Annotated in this window: 21 protein-coding genes; 4 read left to right on the top strand and 17 right to left on the bottom strand. The window is 66.5% G+C overall.

Features of this window, described 5'->3' with window-relative positions; all coding sequences use genetic code 11:
- Positions 1-254 precede the first annotated feature (254 nt).
- The gene (gene panB / locus AC5RUO_RS19505; RefSeq protein ID WP_494104403.1) at positions 255-1,151 is read left to right on the top strand and encodes a 3-methyl-2-oxobutanoate hydroxymethyltransferase; all 897 of its coding nucleotides are present in this window, start codon (positions 255-257) and stop codon (positions 1,149-1,151) included.
- Between the two features lie 51 nt (positions 1,152-1,202).
- Here the strand turns inward: panB and AC5RUO_RS19500 are convergent, their stop codons facing one another.
- Entirely contained in the window at positions 1,203-1,367 is a 165-nt protein-coding gene (locus AC5RUO_RS19500; RefSeq protein ID WP_494011934.1) for an SPOR domain-containing protein, read from the bottom strand.
- Positions 1,368-1,488: 121 nt separating this feature from the next.
- Here AC5RUO_RS19500 and map point away from each other — a divergent pair, with 121 nt between their 5' ends.
- Together map and ppgK are read left to right on the top strand one after the other, a co-directional pair.
- Positions 1,489-2,367, top strand: coding sequence for a type I methionyl aminopeptidase (map, locus tag AC5RUO_RS19495; RefSeq protein ID WP_494011935.1), 879 nt, complete (start codon positions 1,489-1,491; stop codon positions 2,365-2,367).
- 132 nt (positions 2,368-2,499) lie between these two features.
- Positions 2,500-3,303: a polyphosphate--glucose phosphotransferase gene (gene ppgK / locus AC5RUO_RS19490; protein WP_494011936.1), complete on the top strand. Its 804-nt coding sequence runs from the start codon at positions 2,500-2,502 to the stop codon at positions 3,301-3,303.
- A 115-nt stretch (positions 3,304-3,418) separates the two neighbouring features.
- Here the strand turns inward: ppgK and nrdR are convergent, their stop codons facing one another.
- From nrdR to AC5RUO_RS19475, 3 genes are all read right to left on the bottom strand, one after another.
- Positions 3,419-3,925 (bottom strand): transcriptional regulator NrdR, encoded by a 507-nt coding sequence (gene nrdR, locus AC5RUO_RS19485; RefSeq protein ID WP_494011937.1) that lies wholly within the window; start codon positions 3,923-3,925, stop codon positions 3,419-3,421.
- Positions 3,926-4,056: 131 nt separating this feature from the next.
- Positions 4,057-5,427, bottom strand: coding sequence for a histidinol dehydrogenase (gene hisD, locus AC5RUO_RS19480; RefSeq protein ID WP_494053467.1), 1,371 nt, complete (start codon positions 5,425-5,427; stop codon positions 4,057-4,059).
- Positions 5,428-5,487: 60 nt separating this feature from the next.
- A complete protein-coding gene (locus tag AC5RUO_RS19475; protein ID WP_494104402.1) occupies positions 5,488-6,024 on the bottom strand; it encodes a hypothetical protein in 537 nt (178 codons plus the stop codon).
- A 124-nt stretch (positions 6,025-6,148) separates the two neighbouring features.
- Here AC5RUO_RS19475 and AC5RUO_RS19470 point away from each other — a divergent pair, with 124 nt between their 5' ends.
- On the top strand, positions 6,149-6,649 hold the full coding sequence (locus AC5RUO_RS19470) for a flavin reductase family protein (RefSeq protein ID WP_494011940.1): 501 nt from the start codon (positions 6,149-6,151) through the stop codon (positions 6,647-6,649).
- Between the two features lie 63 nt (positions 6,650-6,712).
- Here the strand turns inward: AC5RUO_RS19470 and dnaE are convergent, their stop codons facing one another.
- The 13 genes from dnaE to ftsW all read right to left on the bottom strand — a co-directional run bounded on the left by dnaE (position 6,713) and on the right by ftsW (position 21,455).
- A complete protein-coding gene (gene dnaE / locus AC5RUO_RS19465) occupies positions 6,713-10,270 on the bottom strand; it encodes a DNA polymerase III subunit alpha (RefSeq protein ID WP_494104401.1) in 3,558 nt (1,185 codons plus the stop codon).
- Between the two features lie 36 nt (positions 10,271-10,306).
- The gene (locus tag AC5RUO_RS19460) at positions 10,307-11,233 is read right to left on the bottom strand and encodes an RluA family pseudouridine synthase (RefSeq protein ID WP_494011942.1); all 927 of its coding nucleotides are present in this window, start codon (positions 11,231-11,233) and stop codon (positions 10,307-10,309) included.
- Complete coding sequence (gene lspA / locus AC5RUO_RS19455) at positions 11,226-11,798, bottom strand: signal peptidase II (protein WP_494053472.1); 573 nt, start codon at positions 11,796-11,798, stop codon at positions 11,226-11,228. The genes AC5RUO_RS19460 and lspA overlap by 8 nt, the downstream gene beginning before the upstream one ends.
- Positions 11,799-11,889: 91 nt before the next feature.
- Positions 11,890-12,582, bottom strand: coding sequence for a DivIVA domain-containing protein (locus tag AC5RUO_RS19450; protein WP_494104400.1), 693 nt, complete (start codon positions 12,580-12,582; stop codon positions 11,890-11,892).
- A gap of 172 nt (positions 12,583-12,754) precedes the next feature.
- Positions 12,755-13,042, bottom strand: coding sequence for a YggT family protein (locus AC5RUO_RS19445; RefSeq protein ID WP_009359117.1), 288 nt, complete (start codon positions 13,040-13,042; stop codon positions 12,755-12,757).
- Positions 13,043-13,163: 121 nt separating this feature from the next.
- On the bottom strand, positions 13,164-13,694 hold the full coding sequence (locus AC5RUO_RS19440) for a cell division protein SepF (RefSeq protein WP_494053474.1): 531 nt from the start codon (positions 13,692-13,694) through the stop codon (positions 13,164-13,166).
- Between the two features lie 90 nt (positions 13,695-13,784).
- A complete protein-coding gene (locus AC5RUO_RS19435; protein ID WP_494011946.1) occupies positions 13,785-14,522 on the bottom strand; it encodes a YggS family pyridoxal phosphate-dependent enzyme in 738 nt (245 codons plus the stop codon).
- On the bottom strand, positions 14,515-15,204 hold the full coding sequence (locus AC5RUO_RS19430; RefSeq protein WP_494011947.1) for a purine nucleoside phosphorylase YfiH/LACC1 family protein: 690 nt from the start codon (positions 15,202-15,204) through the stop codon (positions 14,515-14,517). The genes AC5RUO_RS19435 and AC5RUO_RS19430 overlap by 8 nt, the downstream gene beginning before the upstream one ends.
- Before the next feature lie 8 nt (positions 15,205-15,212).
- A complete protein-coding gene (gene ftsZ, locus AC5RUO_RS19425) occupies positions 15,213-16,451 on the bottom strand; it encodes a cell division protein FtsZ (RefSeq protein ID WP_494011948.1) in 1,239 nt (412 codons plus the stop codon).
- A 183-nt stretch (positions 16,452-16,634) separates the two neighbouring features.
- Positions 16,635-17,630 (bottom strand): cell division protein FtsQ/DivIB, encoded by a 996-nt coding sequence (locus AC5RUO_RS19420; RefSeq protein WP_494104399.1) that lies wholly within the window; start codon positions 17,628-17,630, stop codon positions 16,635-16,637.
- Positions 17,623-19,014, bottom strand: a complete 1,392-nt coding sequence (gene murC / locus AC5RUO_RS19415) for a UDP-N-acetylmuramate--L-alanine ligase (RefSeq protein ID WP_494104398.1) — start codon at positions 19,012-19,014, stop codon at positions 17,623-17,625. Before murC ends, AC5RUO_RS19420 begins: the two co-directional genes overlap by 8 nt.
- Positions 19,011-20,111: an undecaprenyldiphospho-muramoylpentapeptide beta-N-acetylglucosaminyltransferase gene (murG, locus tag AC5RUO_RS19410; RefSeq protein ID WP_494104397.1), complete on the bottom strand. Its 1,101-nt coding sequence runs from the start codon at positions 20,109-20,111 to the stop codon at positions 19,011-19,013. Before murG ends, murC begins: the two co-directional genes overlap by 4 nt.
- Positions 20,112-20,117: 6 nt before the next feature.
- Positions 20,118-21,455 carry a putative lipid II flippase FtsW gene (gene ftsW, locus AC5RUO_RS19405; RefSeq protein ID WP_494104396.1) on the bottom strand — a complete coding sequence of 446 codons (1,338 nt, stop codon included), beginning with the start codon at positions 21,453-21,455 and terminating at the stop codon, positions 20,118-20,120.
- Position 21,456 lies beyond the last annotated feature (1 nt).

Here is a 21,456-nt window from a genome sequence, read left to right as displayed (position 1 = left end):
GCTCCGGGGTCCGCGGTGATTGGGGGAAGCCGGCAGCAGTTCACAAACACTGTACTAAGCATTCGGCGCCAATGCTGGCGTCTGCGCCGCGCGTAACACAGCGTTAACACCCGCGGCATCCCGGAGAGGGCCGCCGTCGGGCTCTGCGTAGTCCGGGCAACATATGTGGGCGCCCAGCGCATATGACCCTTATCACCCCGCACGCGGCCCAGGCCATGTAGCTAGGACGGCAGGTACCGCACTACGCTCATGCCATGGCCTCAAGCAACAGCTCGAACTCCAGCGCGTCCGCCGAAGTCCCCGCACCCTACGGCAACGGGCCTGCGCAGGCACCGGCACCCGGCCCGGCAGCCAAGCCGGGCAAGGTACGCATCCACCACCTGCAGCAGGCCAAGCGCGACGGCACCAAATTCGCCATGCTGACCGCTTACGAGCAGTACACGGCCGAAATCTTCGACGCCGCCGGCATCGAGGTCCTCCTGGTGGGCGACTCGGCGTCCAACAACGTGTTCGGCAACGAGACCAGCCTTCCCGTCACGGTGGACGAACTGCTTCCGCTGTGCCGCGCCGTCGCCAGGTCCGCCAAGCGGGCACTGGTGGTGGCAGACCTGCCGTTCGGCAGCTACGAGGTTTCCGCGGAGCAGGCCGTGGCCGCCGGGGTCCGGTTCCTCAAGGAAGGCCTGGCGCACGCCGTCAAGATCGAGGGCGGCCAGTACTACGCCTCCACCGTCCGGGCCATGGTCCAGGCAGGCATCCCCGTCATGGCCCACATCGGCTTCACTCCGCAGAGCGAGCACGCCCTGGGCGGGTACCGGGTACAGGGCCGGGGCGACGACGCCCAGCGCCTGATCGACGACGCGGTGGCCCTTGCCGATGCCGGCGCATTCTGCGTGCTCATGGAGATGGTGCCGGCCCAGACGGCGGCTGCCGTGGATGCAGCGGTCAGCGTCCCCACCGTGGGCATCGGCGCAGGCAAGGAAACCACCGGCCAGGTCCTCGTCTGGCAGGACATGGCCGGCCTGCGGGGCGGCCGGATGGCCAAGTTCGTCAAGCAGTATGCCGACCTGCGCAGTACGCTCCTCGATGCCGCTACGGCCTATGGCGACGACGTGCGGTCCGGGCAGTTCCCTGGCTCGGAGCACTCTTTCTGACAGCGACTGCTCCCGCAGGACGCGCCGCGGGCCAGGCAATACCGCTTGCCGTCAGTCGTCGTCGTCTTTTTCCCACGCCTCGTTGCGGGCCCGGACCTTCTCAAGGGCGTGCTCGGCATCTTCGCGTGTCTGGTAGGGCCCGATCAGCTGGCTCCAGTCTGAGAGTCGGTCCTCTTCCACCTCGTGGGTCCTGATGTTGTACCAGTACTCAGTCATCGTTGCTCCCGTTCCGGCAGGCAGGGAAGCTGCGGCGTGACCCGCGTAACACAAATGCATACGCGCGCCCTGCACGGCTCCCGGTTGTTAGGCGTTCTGTGGTGCCTTATATGATCAATCTATGCCTTCCCTTGCCTCCACTGCACCCATCGGCACCCTCACCCCCGGTACCGTAGGCCCGCAGCGTTCCGTCCCGGCGTCCATCCCCCGTCCGGAGTATGTCGGCAGGCCCGCCCCCGCCAAATTCACGGGGTCCGAGGTGAAGTCAGCCGAAACGATCGAGAAGATCCGCATCGCCGGAAAAATCGCCGCGCAGGCCATCGTTGAAGTGGGAAAACACATCCAGCCCGGCGTGACCACGGACCAGCTGGACAAGGTGGGCCACGAGTTCCTCCTGGACCACAATGCCTACCCCTCCACCCTCGGCTACCGGGGATTTCCGAAGTCGCTGTGCTCCTCGCTGAATGAGGTCATCTGCCACGGCATCCCGGACAGCACAGTGGTCCAGGACGGCGATATCCTCAACATCGACATCACGGCCTACATCAACGGCGTCCACGGCGACACCAACTACACCTTCCTGGTGGGCGATGTGGACGAGGAATCCCGCCTGCTGGTGGAACGCACACAGGAGTCGCTGAACCGGGCCATCAAGGCCGTAGCCCCCGGCCGTGAGATCAACGTCATCGGCAGGGCCATCCAGTCCTACGCCAAGCGGTTCGGCTATGGGGTGGTCCGCGATTTCACCGGCCACGGCGTAGGGGAAGCATTCCACACCGGACTGATCATCCCGCATTACGACGCAGCCCCGGCCTACAGCACCGTCATCGAGGCCGGCATGGTGTTCACCATCGAGCCGATGCTCACGCTGGGTACCGTGGAGTGGGACATGTGGGCGGACGACTGGACCGTGGTCACCAAGGATCGCAAGCGCACCGCCCAGTTCGAGCACACGCTGCTGGTGACCGAATCCGGTGCCGAGATCCTCACCCTGCCCTGAGTGCCGCACGCATGCCTGGCGTGCTCACACCCCTGATGAACTGAACCACCGGCCCCTGGCCGGATATCCTTTCCGGGGCCGGCCACCGGCCGCCCTTTTCCTGCCCGCACCTGCCACGAACGGAAACCCACTTTGGCCAAGAAGGACGAGAAGTCGCACAAGAACGCCCCGCTGATCGGCATCGACATCGGAGGCACGGGAATCAAGGGCGGCATTGTCGACCTCAAGAAGGGCAAGCTGGTAGGTGATCGGTTCCGGGTTCCCACCCCCCAGCCCGCCACTCCCGAGTCCGTGACGGAAGCCGTGGCCCTGGTGGTGGCTGAACTTTCGGCCCGCCCCGAGGCGCCCGCCGCCGGTTCCCCGGTCGGCGTCACCTTCCCGGGCATCATCCAGCACGGGGTGGTGCACTCAGCGGCCAACGTCGACAAGAGCTGGCTGGAGACAGACATCGACGCCATGCTCACCGCACGGCTCAACCGGCCCGTCGAGGTCATTAACGACGCCGACGCGGCAGGCCTCGCAGAGGCCCGTTACGGTGCCGGCGCGGGCGTCGGCGGTACCGTCCTGGTGATCACCCTCGGTACGGGCATCGGCTCAGCCTTCATCTTCGACGGCAAGCTCGTCCCCAATGCCGAACTGGGCCACCTGGAAATCGACGGCTTCGACGCCGAAACGAAAGCATCCGCGGTGGCACGTGAACGGGACGGCCTGACCTGGGACGAGTACAGCGTGCTGCTGCAGCGCTACTTCTCCCACGTGGAGTTCCTGTTCTCCCCCGAACTGTTCATCGTTGGCGGCGGCATCTCCAAGCGCGCGGACGAGTACCTGCCCAAGCTGAAACTGCGCACCCCCATTGTTCCCGCAGTCCTGCGGAACGAGGCAGGCATCGTGGGCGCCGCCATCGAGATCGCACTGAAGCACAAGCTGGCAAAGTAGTCCGGGAACGGACGACGCTTAAAGACAGGACGCCCCCTTCCGGTACCGGAAGGGGGCGTCCTGTCTTATGTGCCGGTGGCGGCTGCGGCTTCCCCTCCGCTGCGGCCACCGGAGATTAGAGGGGGCTTTTCTCCGTGCCCTTGGCGTTTTTCGCCGGCGCGCCCTTGGCATCCTGCTCCGCCTCGTGGCGCAGCAGGGAGATGGCCGTTTCGAAATCCTCGAGGGATTCGAAGGCCTGGTAGACGCTGGCGAACCGGAGGTAGGCCACCTTGTCCAGCTTCTGCAGCGGCCCCAGGATAATCAGGCCGACCTCGTGTGCGTCGATTTCCGCGGCGCCGGACGCGCGGATCTGCTCCTCCACTTCCTGGGCAAGCAGCGCGAGGTCATCCTCACTGACGGGCCGGCCCTGGCAGGCCTTGCGCACGCCGTTGATCACCTTGCTGCGGCTGAAGGGCTCGCCCACGCCGGAGCGCTTGATGACGGAGAGGCTGGTGGTTTCCACCGTGGTGAACCGGCGGCCGCACTCGGGGCACTGCCGGCGCCGCCGGATGGCCGAGCCGTCATCCGCCATGCGGCTGTCCACCACGCGGGAGTCAGGGTTGCGGCAGAACGGACAGTACATGGTGTCCCTCCCTCGCATTGTCCCGCTGCCGGGATATCCCAAATGAGCGCGCGGAAGATCCGCGCTGTAGCGCCTTCCAGTTTACGGGCATATGTAGCGTAATAACAAGCCTGTAATTACTAGATGTAGTGCTAGTCCTCCGGAAACCGCGCGGTGACGGCGTCGCCGTGAGCCGGAAGATCCTCCGCGCGGGAGAGATTCACGATGTGGCCGCTGACTTCCTTGAGCGCCTCACGGCTGTAGTTGACCACCTGGATGGCGCGCAGGAACGTGGTCACGTTGAGCCCGGACGAGAAGGCGGCCGTGCCGCTGGTGGGAAGCACGTGGTTGGAGCCCGCGCAGTAGTCTCCCAGGCTGACCGGGCTGTAGTCCCCCACGAAGATGGCGCCGGCGTTCCGGATCCGGGCGGCGACAGCAGACGCGTCGCGGGTCATGATCTCCAGGTGTTCCGCGGCGTAGGCGTCGCAGGCGGCAATACCCTGGTCGAGGCCGTCCACCAGGACGACGCCTGACTGCGGCCCCGAGAGCGCCTCGCGCACCCGGTCCGAGTGCTTGGTGGCGGCAGCCTGCCGGTCGAGTTCAGCCCGGACTGCGGAGGCAAGGTCCTCCGAATCGGTGATGAGCACTGAGGCTGCCTGGGGGTCGTGTTCGGCCTGGCTGATCAGGTCCGCGGCGACGAGCGCGGGCTGGGCCGAGGCATCAGCCAGGATGGCGATCTCCGTGGTGCCGGCCTCGGAGTCGATACCGACCACGCCCTTGACCAGGCGCTTGGCGGTGGCCACGAAGATGTTGCCCGGACCCGTCACCACATCCACGGGCTCGAGGGCAGGACCGGCAGGCGTTTCCGCCACGCCGTAGGCGAAGGCGGCGATGGCCTGCGCCCCGCCGATCGCGTACACCTCGGTGATGCCGAGCAGCGCTGCCGCAGCAAGGATGGTGGGGTGGGGCAGGCCGCCGAATTCCTTCTGCGGGGGTGAAGCGAGGGCAATGGACTCCACCCCGGCGGCAAGAGCCGGAACCACGTTCATGATCACCGAGGACGGGTACACGGCGAGGCCGCCAGGCACATACAGCCCCACCCGCGCCACCGGCACCCAGTTCTGGCTGACCACGGCGCCGTCCCCCAGTTCCACGTCAACGTTGCGCGGGCGCTGCCCGTCCGCGAACCTGCGTGCCCGGCTGATGGATTCCTCAAGGGCCGCACGCACCGCCGGGTCCAGCTGTTCCAGTGCGCCCGCGAGGACGTCTTGCGGAACCAGGGGGTGCTCCTGGGTCACGCCATCGAAGCGGAGCGCCAACTCGCCGAGGGCCGCGAAGCCGCCGCGCCGGACGGCAGCAATGATGTCCAGGACTTTTTCTTCGGCGTCGGCAACAGTCTGGCCCTTGGCCCGCGGCACCGCTGCGCGCAGGCCAGCGAGGGTGAGGCTTTGTCCCCGCACATCAATGGTGCGAAAGTTCACGGCGGCAGTCGCGGGGGCGGGAAACTCCGAAGAAATGGTCACCGCACCATTTTACGGGCCGGAGCGGGTGCCCCTGCCAACGGCCCGCTGCTGTGGCTGCCGTCATGGTGCGGTACGGCCCGGGGCGGGACCGGCCGCGTCGGCGCCGCTGCCTGGCTTCTTTCCCAGCAAATCCTGCAGTTCCAGCACGAAGACGGAGATCGCCGCAGCCGCCGGCCACAGCAGCAGCACCGGCAGAGCCCGGAGCGAGAAGGCGATGCTCGCGTTGGCGGATGCATCCACCGCCGGTCCCCAAAGGCTGGCGGACAACACGCCTGCCTGCCATGCCAGGATGCTGCCCGCAATGGCGCCGCCGAGCCCCAGCAGCAGTGCCGCCTGCGGGTTGGCGCGTTTCTTGTCCGCCAGGAAGACGCCCAGCACGCAGCCGGCAACAACCAGGATGGCGGCAAGGGTCAGGTCGCGCGGCAGCCAGACTGCCGGGTTGGTCCCCGCTGCGAGGCCGGGATCCCTGGTGATCAGGTTCAGGCCGCCGGGAGCGAGCAGCCACCACAGGATGCCCGCCGGAACACCCGCCGCCGCCGGAACCACCAGAAGGGCCCACGGCAGCCGCGAGGAAGTACGGCGGGAAAGTTTGACCATGCAACAAACCTTAACAAACGTTCCGGCGGCGCAACGCGCTGACCCGCTCCGACAGGCGATTCCCCCGTGGAGCCTGCGGACAATACGCTTGGAGGGAAGCACCCATCCATGTCAGGAGTTTTCGGTGGCCGACAACAGCGCGCCCTTCGAGCAGACGTTCCGGGAGCTGTTCCGGCGCCATGCCGCGGGGGTTGCCATCATCACGGTGAACTACCAGGACGAGCCTTACGGGTTCACTGCAACGTCGGTGGCGTCGCTGTCAGCCAAACCGCCGCGGTTCACATTCAACATGGCCCGCAGCTCCAGGTCCTGGCCGGCCGTGGCCAACACGCAGTACCTGGGCGTCCACATGCTGGGGCTGGAGAACCAGGAACTGGCCGCTCGCTTTGCCCGCCCGGGCAACCGCTTCGAAGGCAACCACTGGGAGATCGGGCCGCACGGCGTGCCCATCCTGAAGGACGTTGCCGGCTGGCTCGTCGGCGAGGTACAGATGCGGCTCTCCTTCGAGAACAACGCAGTGGTGGTGGTCCAGGTGATTGACGGCCAGGTGGGCGGCGAAGGGTCGCCCCTGCTGTACCACGGCGGCGCCTACGGGCAGCCCATGCCCCTGGACTACGAGATCTGACGCTTCCCGCCGCGAACCGCGGACGACGGCGGAACGTGCAGCCCGTCGTCGTCCGCGGTTTTGTCAGGCGTCCAGGCAGGCCGGACCGAGCAGCACTTTGAGGTCGCCGAACAGGGACGGGCTGGGGTTCACCCGGAGGTGCACGGGCAGGGCCATGACCTCCGTGCGGGTATCGCCCTGCAGGTGCAGGCGGACCTCGGAGTTGCCCCGGTGGGTGCGCAGCACGTCGCCCAGCTCAGTGACTACGGCCTCCGTGGCCTTGTGCGTGGGCATGGTGATCACCAGGGGACCGTTCATGCCCTCACTCAGGTCCGGGACGGAGAGCTCCATGCAGTTCAGCGTCACCGCGCCGTCGTCCCGCTTCTGCAGGCGGCCCTTGACCACCACGATCAGGTCCTCGGCCAGCACCGACGCGATGGGACCGTAGACCTGGCCGAAGAACATCACTTCCATGGAACCGCCCAGGTCCTCAACCTCCGCCCGGGCGTAGGCGTTGCCGCTGGCCTTGGCAATCCGGCGGCTCAGGGACGTGATCATTCCGGCGATGGTGATGATGGCGCCGTCCTGCGGCCCGTCTTCCCCCAGCACCGACGTGATGCTCATCTCCGCGTGCTGGCTGAGGAGGCCTTCGAGGCCCTGCAGCGGGTGGTCGGAGACGTACAGGCCAAGCATGTCCCGTTCGAAGGACAGCTTGTCCTTCTTCTCCCACTCCGGCAGATCCGGGATGTCGATGCTGAGGGACGACTCCGACTCGGTTTCCCCGATCCCGGCAAAGAGGTCGAACTGGCCGATCGCCTCGTTCCGCTTCAGGGTGATGACCGAATCGATGGCCTCTTCATGGACCATGGCCAGGGCGCGTCGGGTGTGCCCCAGTGAATCGAAGGCGCCTGACTTGATCAGCGATTCGATGGTGCGCTTGTTGCAGACCACCGCCGGGACCTTCATCAGGTAGTCCTTGAAGGACGTGTAGGCACCCTCGCTTTCGCGGGCCGCCACCATGGCCTCCACCGCGTTGACGCCGACGTTCCGGATGGCACCCATGCCGAAGCGGATGTCGTTGCCCACCGGGGTGAAGTTCAGGGCGGATTCGTTGACGTCCGGCGGAAGCACGGTGATGCCCATGCGTCGGCATTCGTTGAGGTAGATGGCGGACTTGTCCTTGTCATCACCCACGGAGGTGAGCAGGGCGGCCATGTACTCCGGCGCATAGTGCGCCTTGAGGTATGCAGTCCAGTAGGAGATCACGCCGTAAGCGGCCGAGTGGGCCTTGTTGAAGGCGTAGTCGGAGAAGGGCAGCAGGATGTCCCACAGGGTCTTGACGGCGTCCATGGAGTAGCCGTTGTCCTGCATGCCTTTGGAGAAGCCGGCGAACTGTTTGTCCAGTTCGGACTTTTTCTTCTTGCCCATGGCGCGGCGGAGAATGTCTGCCTGTCCCAGCGAGTAGCCGGCAAGCTTCTGGGCCACGGCCATAACCTGCTCCTGGTACACGATCAGGCCATACGTTCCGCCGAGGATCTCCGAGAGGGGTTCTTCGAGTTCCGGGTGGATGGGGATGACTTCCTGGATCCCGTTCTTGCGCAGCGCGTAGTCCGTGTGGGCGTTGGCGCCCATGGGGCCGGGCCGGTAGAGCGCCAGCACGGCGGAGATGTCTTCGAAGTTGTCAGGCTTCATGAGCTTGAGCAGGGACCGCATGGGTCCGCCGTCGAGCTGGAACACGCCCAGCGTGTCGCCGCGGGCCAGCAGCTCGTAGGAGGCGGCGTCGTCCAGCTCAAGGTTTTCGAGGTCCAGGTCGATGCCGCGGTTCATCTTGATGTTCTCGAGGGCGTCGGAAATGATCGTCAGGTTCCGCAGGCCCAGGAAGTCCATCTTGATCAGGCCCAGTCCCTCGGACGTGGGGTAGTCGAACTGGGTGATCACCTGCCCGTCCTGGAACCGGCGCATGATCGGGATGACGTCGATGATCGGATCCGAGGACATGATCACGCCGGCGGCGTGGACGCCCCACTGGCGCTTCAGCCCTTCGATGCCGAGCGCCGTTTCGAACACCTTCGCGGCCTCGGGATCCGTGGCGATCAGCTGGCGGAAATCCCCTGCCTCGCTGTAGCGCTTCGCTTCAGGGTTCTGGATGTCGGCGAGCGGAATGTCCTTCGCCATGACGGCGGGCGGCAGCGCCTTGGTGAGCTGTTCGCCCATGCTGAAGGGGTAGCCCAGGACGCGGGAGGAGTCCTTGAGCGCCTGCTTGGTCTTGATGGTGCCGTAGGTGACGATCATCGCCACGCGCTCGTCGCCGTATTTGCGCGTGACGTAGTCGATGACCTCGGGCCGCCGACGGTCATCGAAGTCGACGTCGAAGTCGGGCATGGAGACACGGTCCGGGTTGAGGAAGCGTTCGAAGATCAGGCCGTGCCGCAGGGGGTCGAGGTCGGTGATGCGCATCGCGTAGGCCACCATGGAGCCGGCGCCGGAACCACGGCCCGGCCCCACCCGGATGCCGTTGTTCTTGGCCCAGTTGATGAAGTCGGCCACCACCAGGAAGTAGCCCGGGAAGCCCATTGAGGTGATGACGCCGAGCTCGTAGTCGGCCTGCTTGCGGACCTCGTCCGGCACGCCTTTCGGGTAGCGGTACTGCAGGCCCTTGTCCACTTCCTTGACCAGCCAGGAGGTCTCATCCTCGCCGGGCGGGCAGGGGAACCGGGGCATGTAGTTGGCGTCCGTGTTGAAGGACACCTCGCAGCGTTCGGCGATCAGGAGGGTGTTGTCGCAGGCTTCGGGGTGGTCGCGGAAGAGTTCCCGCATCTCCCGCGGGGACTTCAGGTAGTAGCCGCTGCCGGAGAAGGCGAAGCGCGAACCGCCGTTGTCGTAGGTGGGCTCCAGCAGGGTGGAACCGGACTGGATGGCCAGCAGCGCCTCGTGGGCCTTGGCGTCGTGCTCGTGGGTGTAGTGGAGGTCGTTGGTGGCCACCAGGGGCAGGTTGAGTTCCTTGGCAAGCCGAAGCAGGTCGCCGGTGACGCGGCGTTCGATGTCCAGGCCGTGGTCCATCAGTTCGCAGAAGTAGTTTTCCGCGCCAAAGATGTCCCGGAACTCGGCGGCCGCCTCCAGCGCTTCGCGGTACTGGCCCAGCCGGAGCCTGGTCTGCACTTCCCCGGACGGGCAGCCGGTAGTGGCGATGAGGCCCTCGGAGTAGGTGTTGAGGAGCTCGCGGTCCAGGCGCGGCCACTTGCCGAAGACCGAGTCAAGCGAGGCGATGGACGAGGCACGGAAGAGGTTCCGCATGCCCACGTTGTTGTAGCTGAGCAGGGTCATGTGGGTGTAGGAGCCACCGCCGGAGACGTCGTCCTTGCGCTGCGACTCGTCCCCCCAGCGGACACGCTCCTTGTCCGTGCGCGCGGTGCCGGGAGTCACGTAGGCTTCGACGCCGATGATCGGTTTGATGCCCTTGGCCTGGGCCTTCTGCCAGAAGTCGAAGGCGCCGAACAGGTACCCGTGGTCGGTGGTGGCCAGCGCGGGCATGCCCAGGCGTTCGGTTTCATCGAACAGCTCTCCCAGGCGGGCTGCTCCATCCAGCATGGAATATTCGGTGTGGGTGTGCAGGTGGACAAACGAATCATTGCTGGAAGTCACCGCACTATTCTAAGCGTTGGCCCCCGGCCGCCCGCGTCAGGCCCGCCCGGACCCCAGGACCTCAAGGGCATACGCCAGGTCTTGCGGGTAGTCGCTGGTGACCCGGATACGCTCCCCCGTGGCCGGGTGGTCGAACGCAAGTTCGCGTGCGTGCAGCCACTGCCGGGTCAGGCCCAGGGTGGCGGCGAGGCGGGGATCGGCGCCGTACGTCAGGTCCCCGGCGCAGGGGTGCCGGAGCGCGGAAAAGTGCACGCGGATCTGGTGGGTCCGACCCGTCTCAAGGTGGACTTCCACCAGGCTGGCCTTGCCGAACGCCTCGATCACCTCATAGTGCGTGACGGACTCCCGGCCGTCCTCGATCACGGCGAACCGCCAGTCGTGGCCGGGGTGCCGGCCGATGGGTGCATCGATGGTGCCGGTCAGGGGGTCGGGCAGGCCCTGCACCACGGCGTGGTACACCTTGTCCACGGTCCGCTCCTTGAAGGCGCGCTTCAAGGCCGTGTAGGCCCGTTCGGTCTTTGCCACCACCATTACCCCGGATGTTCCGACGTCGAGCCGGTGCACGATGCCGGCCCGTTCCGGCGAGCCGGAGGTGGAGATACGGTATCCGGCGCCCGCGAGGCCGCCCACTACAGTGGGTCCCACCCAGCCCGGCGACGGGTGCGCGGCAACGCCCACGGGTTTATCGACGACGACGAAGTCGTCGTCGTCCAGCAGGATCTTCAGGCCTTCCACAACTTCCTCCACGACTTCGAGCGGGTCCCGCCGTTCCGGCATGCTGACGTCCAGGACGTCCCCCGCAGCCAGCTTTGCCGATTTGCCCAGAGCCTTGCCCCGGCTCACCACGTGGCCCTCCGCTATCAGGGTCGCCGCCATGGAGCGGGAGACGCCCAGGATTCCGGCCAGCCCGGCGTCGGCCCGGGAGCCGGCGAATTCCTCGGCAACGACATACCGCTCAGGCATCGCCGGACTTTTCCTTGCGCTCCGGGGCAAGCCGGGTGCCGTCCAGTGCGACCCCGCGCAGGGTCAGGATGCAGATGATGGCGACGGCGGATACAACGGCGGAATCGGCGATGTTGAAGATGGCGAAGTTGGGAAGCTGGATGAAGTCGACCACGTGCCCCATGCCGAAGGACGGCTCCCGGAACAGCCGGTCGGTAAGGTTGCCCAGCGCTCCGCCCAGGAGCAGGCCCAGGGCAAGGGCCCACCATTTTGAGCCCAGCTTCCGGATCTGGAGGACGATGGCGATGGCGACAACGGCCATGATGATGGAGAACACCCAGGTGACGTTTTCGCCGATGGAGAACGCGGCGCCCGAGTTGCGGATGAAGTACCAGTGCAGCAGCGGGGGGAAGACCGGGATCCGTTCCCCTTCCACCATGGTGGAGGTGACCCACAGCTTGGTCAGCTGGTCCAGGACATAGGCAAAGACTGCGAACCCGGCGAAGAGGGAGAGCAGCACGGCCCGGCGGGGACGCGGTGAGGGCGGGACAGGGCGTGCAGCGTCTGCAGCGAGTTCGTCAGTCATGGTGCTTTCATTCGTAAAACAGCTGTCAATGCCGAAAGCCGGCGGCCGAGGAATCCTCAGCCACCGGCTTTCAGAATACGTGCTTGACGGACTAGTTGGCTTCGCTTACTTCCGGCGTAGCCACTGAGCCGCGGGCATCGAGGTCGCGGAGCTGGCCTTCGATGTAGGCCTTCAGGCGTGAGCGGTAATCGCGCTCGAAGCCGCGGAGCTGCTCCACCTTGCGTTCCAGGACGGACCGCTGCTGCTCGAGGGCGCCAAGGATCTTGCGGGACTTTTCCTGGGCGTCGTTGACGAGGCTGCTGGCTTCGATCTGCGCCTCGGCGATGATCTTGTCCTTCTGCGCCTGGCCGTCGGCAACGTGGCGGTCGTGCATCTGCTGCGCCATGGCCAGCAGGCCTGCGGCGGATTCGGCGGCCGGCGTGGCGACGGCCGCCTGGCTGGCAGGAGTGGGGGCGGCAGCGACCGGAGCGGGAGCCTGCGCCTCCTTCTTCTTAGCAGCTTCGGCGGCCTTGGCTTCAGCCTCGGCCTTTTCGCGTGCTTCGTCCTTGTCGGACTTGACGGGCGCGGGGACCTTCTCCACTACGGGTGCGGCGGCGGCGCTGGCAGGAACGCTGGAACCGGCTTCGGCGAGCTTCTTGCGGAGCTCGTCGTTCTCCTGGTTCAGGCGTCGGAGCTCCACGACAATCTCGTCCAGGAAGTCGTCAACTTCATCCTGGTCGTAGCCCTCACGGAACTTGGTCGGCTGAAAGCGCTTATTGACAACGTCTTCTGGCGTCAAAGCCATCTGGTCACCTCACTGGTCTGGTTAGTCAGTAGGCCTTCCGGCCGTCGAAACTACGGTACCTAAATTTGGTCTGCTTACTCTAATTCAACACTGCAGTGTCAAACGCGAGTTTCTACGCTTCACAGTAACTGTTCCCGCGGGTCCAGGCTGCGCTGCTGGTCTATTCGGTAAATCAGGCGAGTCCCCGGGTGATTCCCATGGCAATGCTTACGGCAATGAAGAGGATCAGGAAACCCAGGTCCAGCGAGATGCCGCCCAGGCGGAGGGGAGGAATCAGCCGGCGCAGGACCTTCAGGGGCGGATCGGTGATGGTGTACACGGCGTGAGCGGCCACCAGGGCGGCCCCGCGCGGCCGCCACTCCCGGGCAAACATCTGGACCCAGTCGTACACCAACCGGATGATGAGGGCCACAAAAAACAGCAGGAGCGCGAGATAGACAAGTCCGAAAACAATTCCCATGACTTAATTCATATCTCCATGTCCATTGTGGGTACGGCAGTATGTTGCCGATGCTTCCCGTCTATTTCAGCACAGATGCCAGACAGGTGTCCCTGCCTGGCATCCGGATCCTGCCTGCTGGTCAGCTCTGGTTGAAGAAGCTGGCTGTGTTGTCGCTTGCCTTCTTGTCGTCGCCGATGACTTCGACATACGACGGCGACAGCAGGAAAACCTTGTTGGTCACCCGTTCGATGCTCCCCCGCAGCCCGAATACGAGTCCTGCAGAGAAGTCCACCAGGCGCTTCGCGTCCGCTTCGCCCATATCGGTGACGTTCATGATCACCGGAATGCCGTCCCGGAAGCTCTCGCCGATGAGCTTGGCGTCATTGTAGGAGCGCGGGTGGATGGTGGTGATCTGGCGCAGGCCGCCGGTCTCTTCGCGGCTCGAAGCCGCTCGCTTGATGGGGGTCACTGGGGCGCGGTATTCCTCTTCAGGGGTGTAGGACGCTTCGCGGCTGACCTCGCGGACGGGTGCGGGTGCACGGCGCTCCTCGCGGTCAGCTTCCATCGTTTCGTCCTCATCCTTACGTGCGGTCTGTTGCTCGGACTCGTAATGCTCATCGCCGTCGGCGAGCCCAAGATAGATCATTGTCTTGCGCAGAGCGCCGGCCATGGTCGACTCCTATTCGTGTCCCGTATGCGGGTCGTCCAATGACTTGACAGCATTGGGGTCCCCCGCCCATCACTTCCAACAGGACCGACGCTACCCCACTGCGGGACGTGATCCGAGAATATCGGAACCGATCCGCAGGTGTGTCGCCCCGAACTTGACCGCTGCCTCCAGGTCCTGGCTCATGCCGGCGGAGATGCCCGTGGCCGCGGGATGCTCCGCCACCAGGTGCGCCGAGACGCCGGCGAGCTTCTCGAAGGCCGGCTCGGGCGCGGCACCGAGCGGGGCCACCGCCATCACGCCTGCGAGGCGCAGGCCGTCGGCCGCCGCGATCTGTTCGGCCAGCCGGAGCACGTCGGCGGGGGCGGCACCGCCGCGGTGCGCCCCGGCGTCGTCCTCGAGGCTGACCTGGATGAAGCATTCCAGTGGCGCCCTGCCTGCGCTTGCCTGTGCTGCGGAAGCGGCCTTCGCCAGCGCCTCCACCAGCTGGGGCCGGTCCACGGAGTGCACCGCGGCGGCGTAGCGGGCAACCGACTTTGCTTTCTTGGTCTGGAGCTGGCCCACGAAGTGCCACGTCAGCCCGCAGTCCGCCAGTTCCGCGGCCTTGGCAGCGGCCTCCTGGTCCCTGTTTTCGCCGACGTCCGTCACGCCCAGCCCAGCGAGCCGGCGGATGTCCCCGGCGGGGTGGAACTTGGTGACCACGATCAGCGTGGGCAGGCGGTCCTCGCGGCGTGCGGCTGCTGCGGCTGCTTCGATGCGCCGCCGGACCACGGCGAGCCTCCCGGCAAGTTCGGCAGTGCGGGAATCCCTTGCATCCGGCGCGTCAGTCATGGCACCACACCAGACCCGCGAACCTGCCTGTTTCCCTGTTGCGCCGGTAGGAGAAGAGTGACTCTGTCTCCAACGTGCATGCTCCGGTGTACGCCACCTCCACGCCTGCGCGTTCCAGCTGGCTGCGCGCGCCGGCCGGCAGGTCCAGTCCGGGTGTGCCCCAGGACGTGGTGCTGCGGGTGGCGGGCACTTCCGCCGCCACCTCGTCCTGGAGCACGGCGGGAACCTCGTAGCAGCGTCCGCAGATTGATGGACCCAGCCAGGCCCGGATGGCGCCCGCGCCCAGGGACTTCATGCTCTCCACCGCTGCCGGGATGACCCCGTTGGCGATTCCCGGGCGCCCTGCGTGGACGGCAGCGAGGACCGGACCATCCGCGGATTCGGCCGCAAGGAGCACGGGGATGCAGTCTGCCACCATCACGGCAAGAGGCACTCCGCGGGAGACCATGGCGTCAGCCTCGGGCGTTGCGGTGTCCGGCTGCATGACGGCCACGGCCGTGCCGTGCACCTGGTTCATGAAGCGCAGTCCGGCCGGCGCCACGCCCATGGTCCGTTCAAGCTCGGCGCGCCGTCGCTGCACCCGGGCAGGATCGTCGCCGACATGCAGCGCGAGGTTGCCGGCGTCCGTATTCGTGAATGCGGCCGACACCCCGGGCAGGATGTCGGCTCGCCAATGGAACAAGCCGGGGCCTACTTCAGGAAGTCGGGGACATCCAGGTCATCCGGGTGGTTGCCGGTGAGATCCGGCTCCACCACGGAAGGAAGGTCGACGTCGAACCCGGAGTCTGCAGGGACGGCGGAAGGACGCTGCTGGCCCCAGCTGCTGAGGCCTGCGGCACCAACACCGGCGTGGACCGGCTGGGCGCTGGCCTGGTGGTGGCCGGACGACGGAGCCTGGGCCGGCGCCGGAGCTGCGGATGGCGCGGCGGGGCGCTGCGGAGCCGCCTGCGGCTGGGACTGGTCCATGGACGGTGAGGTTGCCTTGACGTCGTCGAATCCGGCGGCGATGACGGTGACACGCGCCTCGTCACCCAGGGCATCGTCGATGACGGCGCCGAAGATGATGTTTGCCTCGGGGTGGGCCACTTCCTGGACCAGGCGGGCGGCCTCGTTGATTTCGAACAGGCCGAGGTCCGAGCCGCCTTGGATGGAGAGCAGCACGCCGTGCGCGCCGTCGATGGAAGCTTCGAGGAGCGGGGACGCGATGGCGAGTTCTGCAGCCTTGACGGCACGGTCCTCGCCGCGGGCGGAGCCGATGCCCATCAGGGCGGAACCGGCACCCTGCATAACGGACTTGACGTCCGCGAAGTCGAGGTTGATCAGGCCGGGGGTGGTGATGAGGTCGGTGATGCCCTGGACACCGGACAGCAGCACCTGGTCCGCCGAGCGGAAGGCGTCCAGGACCGAGACATTGCGGTCACTGATGGAAAGCAGCCGGTCGTTCGGGATCACGATCAGCGTGTCCACTTCGTCGCGGAGGGCGTCGATGCCGGCCTCTGCGGATCCTGCCCGGCGGCGGCCCTCGAAGGTGAAGGGACGGGTGACAACACCGATGGTCAGGGCACCAAGGGAACGTGCGATGCGTGCGACGACGGGCGCGCCACCCGTGCCGGTGCCGCCGCCTTCGCCGGCGGTGACAAAGACCATGTCGGCACCGCGGAGCACTTCCTCGATCTCATCAGCATGGTCCTCGGCCGCCTGCTTGCCGACCTCGGGGTTGGCTCCCGCACCCAGGCCACGGGTCAGCTCGCGGCCAACATCCAGCTTGACGTCGGCATCGCTCATGAGCAGGGCCTGGGCGTCCGTGTTGATGGCGATGAATTCAACGCCCCGGAGGCCGACCTCGATCATGCGGTTGACTGCGTTCACGCCACCGCCGCCGATGCCGACGACTTTGATGACGGCCAAGTAATTCTGCGGAGCTGCCACGTTACGTGTCCCTTGTTCGTGTTTATTGCGAAAACTGATGGAGAGCTTGAAGCCTGCAACCTTAACCTTCGACTTGAAGGTTATAGTTATGTCAAGTAACTCATGTCTGTGACGGTATTTCCTCTGGTTGCCACATTCAATAACCGGGTCCGCGTGTCGGATTAATACCGGAAAGAATGCCGGTCACCGCGTCACCGGGTGGCGCGGCACGCTGACGTCGTACACCTTGACCGGGTTCTTGGGGTCTGCTGGAACCTTAAGGAGCGCCTCCAGGACTTTAGCCTTAAGTTCCTTCTCAGATGCATTCCCCCAGATAATGGTCTGCCCGTCCACGAGCTTGAGCTCCACGGCATCCACCGACTGCGCGGAGGCATTGCTGAGCTTGGCCAGGACATCGGCGGGCAAGGCACCCAGGACGGCGGCAGTGGCGCGGAACAGGTCCTGTCCGATCGTCCCGGCGCCGCCGTCAATGACCGGCAGGGAGACCGAGGCGGCATCGGCAGTAGTTGCCAGCTGCACGCCCTCCACGTCCACCAGCTGGTACTGCTCCCCCTGCTTGACCAGCGCCACGGGCACGCGCTCCCGCACAGCCACGGCGAGTCCTGACGGCGGCCGTGCCTCGGCCGAAACGGACTTCACCTGGACCAGCGGCTGAAGCAGCCGTCCCACTTCCTCGTCAGTAATTTGCGGCAGCGGCTTGCCCCGCAGTGGCTCCAGGGCGCCCTGCACCTGCTCAGGGGTCAGGAGCCGCGTCCCGGAAACCGAGATGGACTCCAGGGCAAGCACGGGCGAATAGACAGCTCCTGCCAGCAGCCCGGCAACCAGCGCCGCAACGGCAGCTACCACCATGAGCAGGTTCCTCTTGCGCCGCTTTCCCTTCGGTTCCGGAAATGCAAGGACGTTCGGGGCGGCACCGCCGGACGGCCCTGCGGGCTTGTCCTTCCGGAGCCCGGGGAACCGCAGCTTGCTTTCACCGGCCTGCTTGGCGGCCTTCGGGGGTTTCCTGGCTGCGGCAGGCTTGTCCGGCGCAGTTTCTGGAAGGTTGCGGGACGCGGAGATCACATCGTCGCGGCCGGAAGCAGGCAGCCCGGAAGCCGGCGTGCTTTTTCCGCCGGAGCCGGTGGCAGTGCTCCCCGTCCTTCCAGCCGGCCGGTAGGTGGGCCGGCGGGAGCTAGGCACCCAGGGCCTCGAGGATGAGCGGGCCGTACGCGGTAACGTCGCCGGCGCCGGCCGTCAGGACGATGTCGCCTTCCTTCGCCGCCTCCACGACCGCTGTCACGGCGTCCGCCGCAGGGACCAGCCGGCCGCCTGCGCCCAGGTGGTTGGCGATGAGCTGGCTGGAGACGCCGGGAATCGGGTCTTCGCGTGCGGGGTAGATGTCCAGGACCAGGGCGGTATCGGCGAGGTTAAGGGCCTCAGCGAACTCCCGGGCGAATTCGCGCGTCCGTGAAAACAGGTGCGGCTGGAAGAGCACATGGACTTTGTGCTCGCCTGCCACCGACCGCGCTGCCGTCAGCGCGGCACGGACTTCGGTGGGGTGGTGCGCATAGTCGTCGAAGACCCGGACGCCCCTGGCGGACCCCTTCAGTTCGAAGCGCCGGGCCGCGCCGGAGAAGTTCGCCAGGGCAGCGGCGGCCGTGGCCGGTTCCACGCCCAGTTCGAGGGCAACGGCGAACGCGGCGGCGGCGTTCAGCGCATTATGCCGCCCCGGTACCTGCAGCGAAAGTTCGTGGCGGCCTGCGGGTCCGGACACCGCCACCTTGCCGGGTCCGTTGTCGTGAAGCACCAGGTCCGCGCCTGCACCGGTGCCGTACAGGACCACGCGGGTGTTGCCGCGTGCCCTGGTTCTTTCGGCAAGGGCCAGCGCCCCGGCGTCGTCGGCGCAGGCAACCAGCACGCCGTCCGCGGGCAGCAGCGCTGTGAACCGGTCGAAGGATTCATAGACCGCCTCTGCCGTGCCGTAGTGGTCCAGGTGGTCGGGCTCCACGTTCGTGACCACCGCGATCCGGGGACGGTAGTTCAGGAACGAGCCGTCGGACTCGTCGGCTTCGGCGACGTAGATTCCGGAGTTGCCGTGCGCGGCATTGACGCCGAGGGCCGGCACGTTGGCGCCGATCGCGAACGAGGGGTCCAGCCCTGCACCCTGCAGCAGGACTGTCACCATGGACGTGGTGGTGGACTTGCCGTGGGTTCCGGCCACTGTGACCACGACGTCCTCCCCCATGGTGGCGGCAAGCGCCTCGGAGCGGTGCAGCACGGGCAGGCCAGCCTGCCTGGCGGCAGCGAGCTCCGGGTTGTCTGCGCGGATGGCCGAGCCGGCCACTACCGTTTGCGCGTCGGCGAGGTTGGCTGCGTCGTAGCCGACGGCGATGCGGGCACCTGCGGCGGCCAGGTCCGCCATGACCGGAAGGTCCTTGGCGTCCGAGCCGCTGACGGGGACGCCGCGGGCCACCATGATCCGTGCCACGGCGGACATCCCTACACCGCCGATGCCGATGAAGTGGACCTTGCCGAGGGATTGCAGGCTGCCCGGAGATTCAAGGCCGGCGTTGTGGGAGATCATGCAGTTACCGCTTCCAGGATGAGACCAGCCATGCGCTGGTCGGCGTTTCGAATGCCGAGCCGGTAGGAATTGGCTGCCATGGTGGCAAGCTTGTCCTTGTCGGTGACCAGCGGTATCAGCTCCCGCGCCACCCAACCGGCATTGAAATCCCGGTCCGGAACCAGCAGTGCGCCGCCGGCCGCCACGAGGTTCGCGGCGTTCAGGGCCTGTTCCCCGTTGCCGATGGGCAGCGGCACCAGGACTGCAGGCACTCCGACCGCGGCTGCTTCGCAGACCGTCGCAGCACCCGAGCGGGCCAGCAGCACATCGGCGGCGGCGTAGACGAGCTCCATGCCGTCGACGTATTCCACCTGCCGGTAGCCTTCCGCGCTGAGCGGCTTGCCGGCGTCGTCCAGGATCGACTTGCCCCGCCCTGTGATGTGCAGGGTCTGGATCCCCGCGGCTGCCAACTGGCCGACGGCGCCGGCGATGGTCCGGTTGATGCTCTGGGCGCCGGAGGAGCCTCCGGTCACGATCAGGGTGGGCTTGTCCGGTTCAAGTCCCAGTGCTTCCCTGGCAGACTGCCGTGCCGCCGGCCGGTCGAGCGATGAAATTTCGGTGCGCATGGGCATGCCGACGTGCACGGCGTGCGGGAGCGGCGTTCCATCGAAGGCAACCGCGACGCGCTTTGTCAGCATTGCCCCCACCCTGTTCGCCAGGCCGGGCCGGGCATTGGCCTCGTGGATGACGATGGGGATCCGCCGCTTCCGGGCAGCAAGGTACATCGGGGTGCAGACGTAGCCGCCGACGCCCACCAGGACATCCGCCTGCGCCTTGTCGAGGATGGAGCCCGCCTGGCGGACGGCCCCTGCCAGGCGTGCCGGCAGCCGGACCAGGTCCACGGAGGGCTTCCGGGGCAACGGCACGCGGTCAATGGTGGCCAGTTCCACCCCTGCCGCCGGGACAAGCCGGGTTTCCATTCCGGCGGGCGTCCCGACGGCGAGCAGGGCAGCATCCGGAGAGGCATTGCGCACCGCTGCTGCGATGGCCAGGAGAGGGCTGATGTGGCCGGCTGTTCCGCCGCCCGCCAGGACGATGGAGGGGGTTTTCGGAGTCATCTCGGATCAGGCACGCTTTCTTGCAGTCTTTTTCTTCGCAGCAGCCCCGCGGCTCCCGCCCTTGAACTTCAGCATCTTCTTCGGGCGGATGGCGGGAGCCATTTGCTCCCGGGCCAGCGACAGCACTACGCCGACGGCGCAGAGGGACATCAGCAGGGCCGAACCGCCATAGGAGATGAAAGGCAAGGGCACGCCGATGACGGGCATCAGCCCGGTGACGACGGCCATGTTGACGGTCGCCTGGCCCAGCAGCCACACCATGATGGTTCCGGCAAGTACCCGGTGGAACATGTCCTCCTGGGCCACTACGACCCGGTAGATGGCGGCGCCGAGGATCGCAAACAGGATCAGGACGACGACGGTGCCCACCAGGCCGAGTTCCTCGCCGATGATGGCGAAGATGAAGTCGTTGTGGGCTTCGGGAATCCAGCTGTACTTTTGCCGGCTCTGGCCGAGTCCCACGCCGAACCAGCCGCCGGAGGCCAGTCCGTAGAGGCCGTTGGTCGCCTGGTAGTTGGCGTCGACGCCGTCGGCACAGGATTCACCGGTCCACCAGGAGGTGATCCGGCAAACCCGGTTGGAGCTGGTCACAGCCATAACGGCTGTTCCGGCGGCTGCCACGAGGCCGGCGATGCCGAAGAGGTAGACGGGCGCCCCGGCGAAGAACAGTGCCGCAGCGGTAATCATCATGATGATCATGGCGGTGCCGAGGTCGTTGCCCACCAGGACAAGAACGATCACCGCAGCGGCCATGGGGACGGCGGGGATGGCAACATGCTGCCAGCGGCTCAGCAGCCGGCCCTTGATGGCCAGCACCGTGGCCATCCAGAGGGCGAGGGCAAGCTTTGACGCCTCGGATGGCTGGAAGGTGATGCCGCCCAGGTCGATCCAGTTCTTGTTGCCGTTGACTTCGGCACCCACCACCTGGACCAGGACCAGCAGTGCCAGCGCGATGCCGATCGCCGGCCAGGCGAGCCGCTTCAGCCAGACCACGTTGATGCGTGACAGCACGAACATGGTGAAGATACCGATGGCGGCAAACATGCCCTGCTTCAGGGCGTCCCCGTAAGGCGACTTGCCCGCTGCGATGGATTCGACGCTTGAGGCCGAAAGGACCATCATGATCCCGATGGCCGTCAAGGCCAGGGTGGAGCCCAGGATGAGGTAGTACGTGGAGCCGTTGCGGGAGGTTCCGTTGCCTTCAAGGGCGGACCAGAACCTGCGGTACGCGTTCCGCAGCTTTCCGGGCAGGGTTGACTGCCGGCTGAGGGACGTTGCGGAGGAGCCGGGGCCGGGCGTGCGGGCCTGCTGTCTGGCTGGCGGCCGGGTGGGCGTGCTGGCCATG

The organism is Arthrobacter sp. Y3221087, assembly GCF_059089905.1.
This window is presented reverse-complemented; position numbering and strand designations above follow the sequence as displayed.

Bases quoted from the DNA above. Each gene is read 5' to 3' on its own strand.
- nrdR (WP_494011937.1), bottom strand. From the start codon at position 3,925: ATGTACTGTCCGTTCTGCCGCAACCCTGACTCCCGCGTGGTGGACAGC.
- AC5RUO_RS19445 (WP_009359117.1), bottom strand. From the start codon at position 13,042: ATGGGAATTGTTTTCGGACTTGTCTATCTCGCGCTCCTGCTGTTTTTT.
- murC (WP_494104398.1), bottom strand. From the start codon at position 19,014: ATGATCTCCCACAACGCCGGCCTTGAATCTCCGGGCAGCCTGCAATCC.
- AC5RUO_RS19440 (WP_494053474.1), bottom strand. From the start codon at position 13,694: ATGGCCGGCGCTCTGCGCAAGACAATGATCTATCTTGGGCTCGCCGAC.
- AC5RUO_RS19435 (WP_494011946.1), bottom strand. From the start codon at position 14,522: ATGACTGACGCGCCGGATGCAAGGGATTCCCGCACTGCCGAACTTGCC.
- panB (WP_494104403.1), top strand. From the start codon at position 255: ATGGCCTCAAGCAACAGCTCGAACTCCAGCGCGTCCGCCGAAGTCCCC.
- AC5RUO_RS19450 (WP_494104400.1), bottom strand. From the start codon at position 12,582: ATGGCTTTGACGCCAGAAGACGTTGTCAATAAGCGCTTTCAGCCGACC.
- murG (WP_494104397.1), bottom strand. From the start codon at position 20,111: ATGACTCCGAAAACCCCCTCCATCGTCCTGGCGGGCGGCGGAACAGCC.
- map (WP_494011935.1), top strand. From the start codon at position 1,489: ATGCCTTCCCTTGCCTCCACTGCACCCATCGGCACCCTCACCCCCGGT.
- AC5RUO_RS19475 (WP_494104402.1), bottom strand. From the start codon at position 6,024: ATGGTCAAACTTTCCCGCCGTACTTCCTCGCGGCTGCCGTGGGCCCTT.
- ftsW (WP_494104396.1), bottom strand. From the start codon at position 21,455: ATGGCCAGCACGCCCACCCGGCCGCCAGCCAGACAGCAGGCCCGCACG.
- AC5RUO_RS19500 (WP_494011934.1), bottom strand. From the start codon at position 1,367: ATGACTGAGTACTGGTACAACATCAGGACCCACGAGGTGGAAGAGGAC.
- lspA (WP_494053472.1), bottom strand. From the start codon at position 11,798: ATGACTGACGAACTCGCTGCAGACGCTGCACGCCCTGTCCCGCCCTCA.
- AC5RUO_RS19460 (WP_494011942.1), bottom strand. From the start codon at position 11,233: ATGCCTGAGCGGTATGTCGTTGCCGAGGAATTCGCCGGCTCCCGGGCC.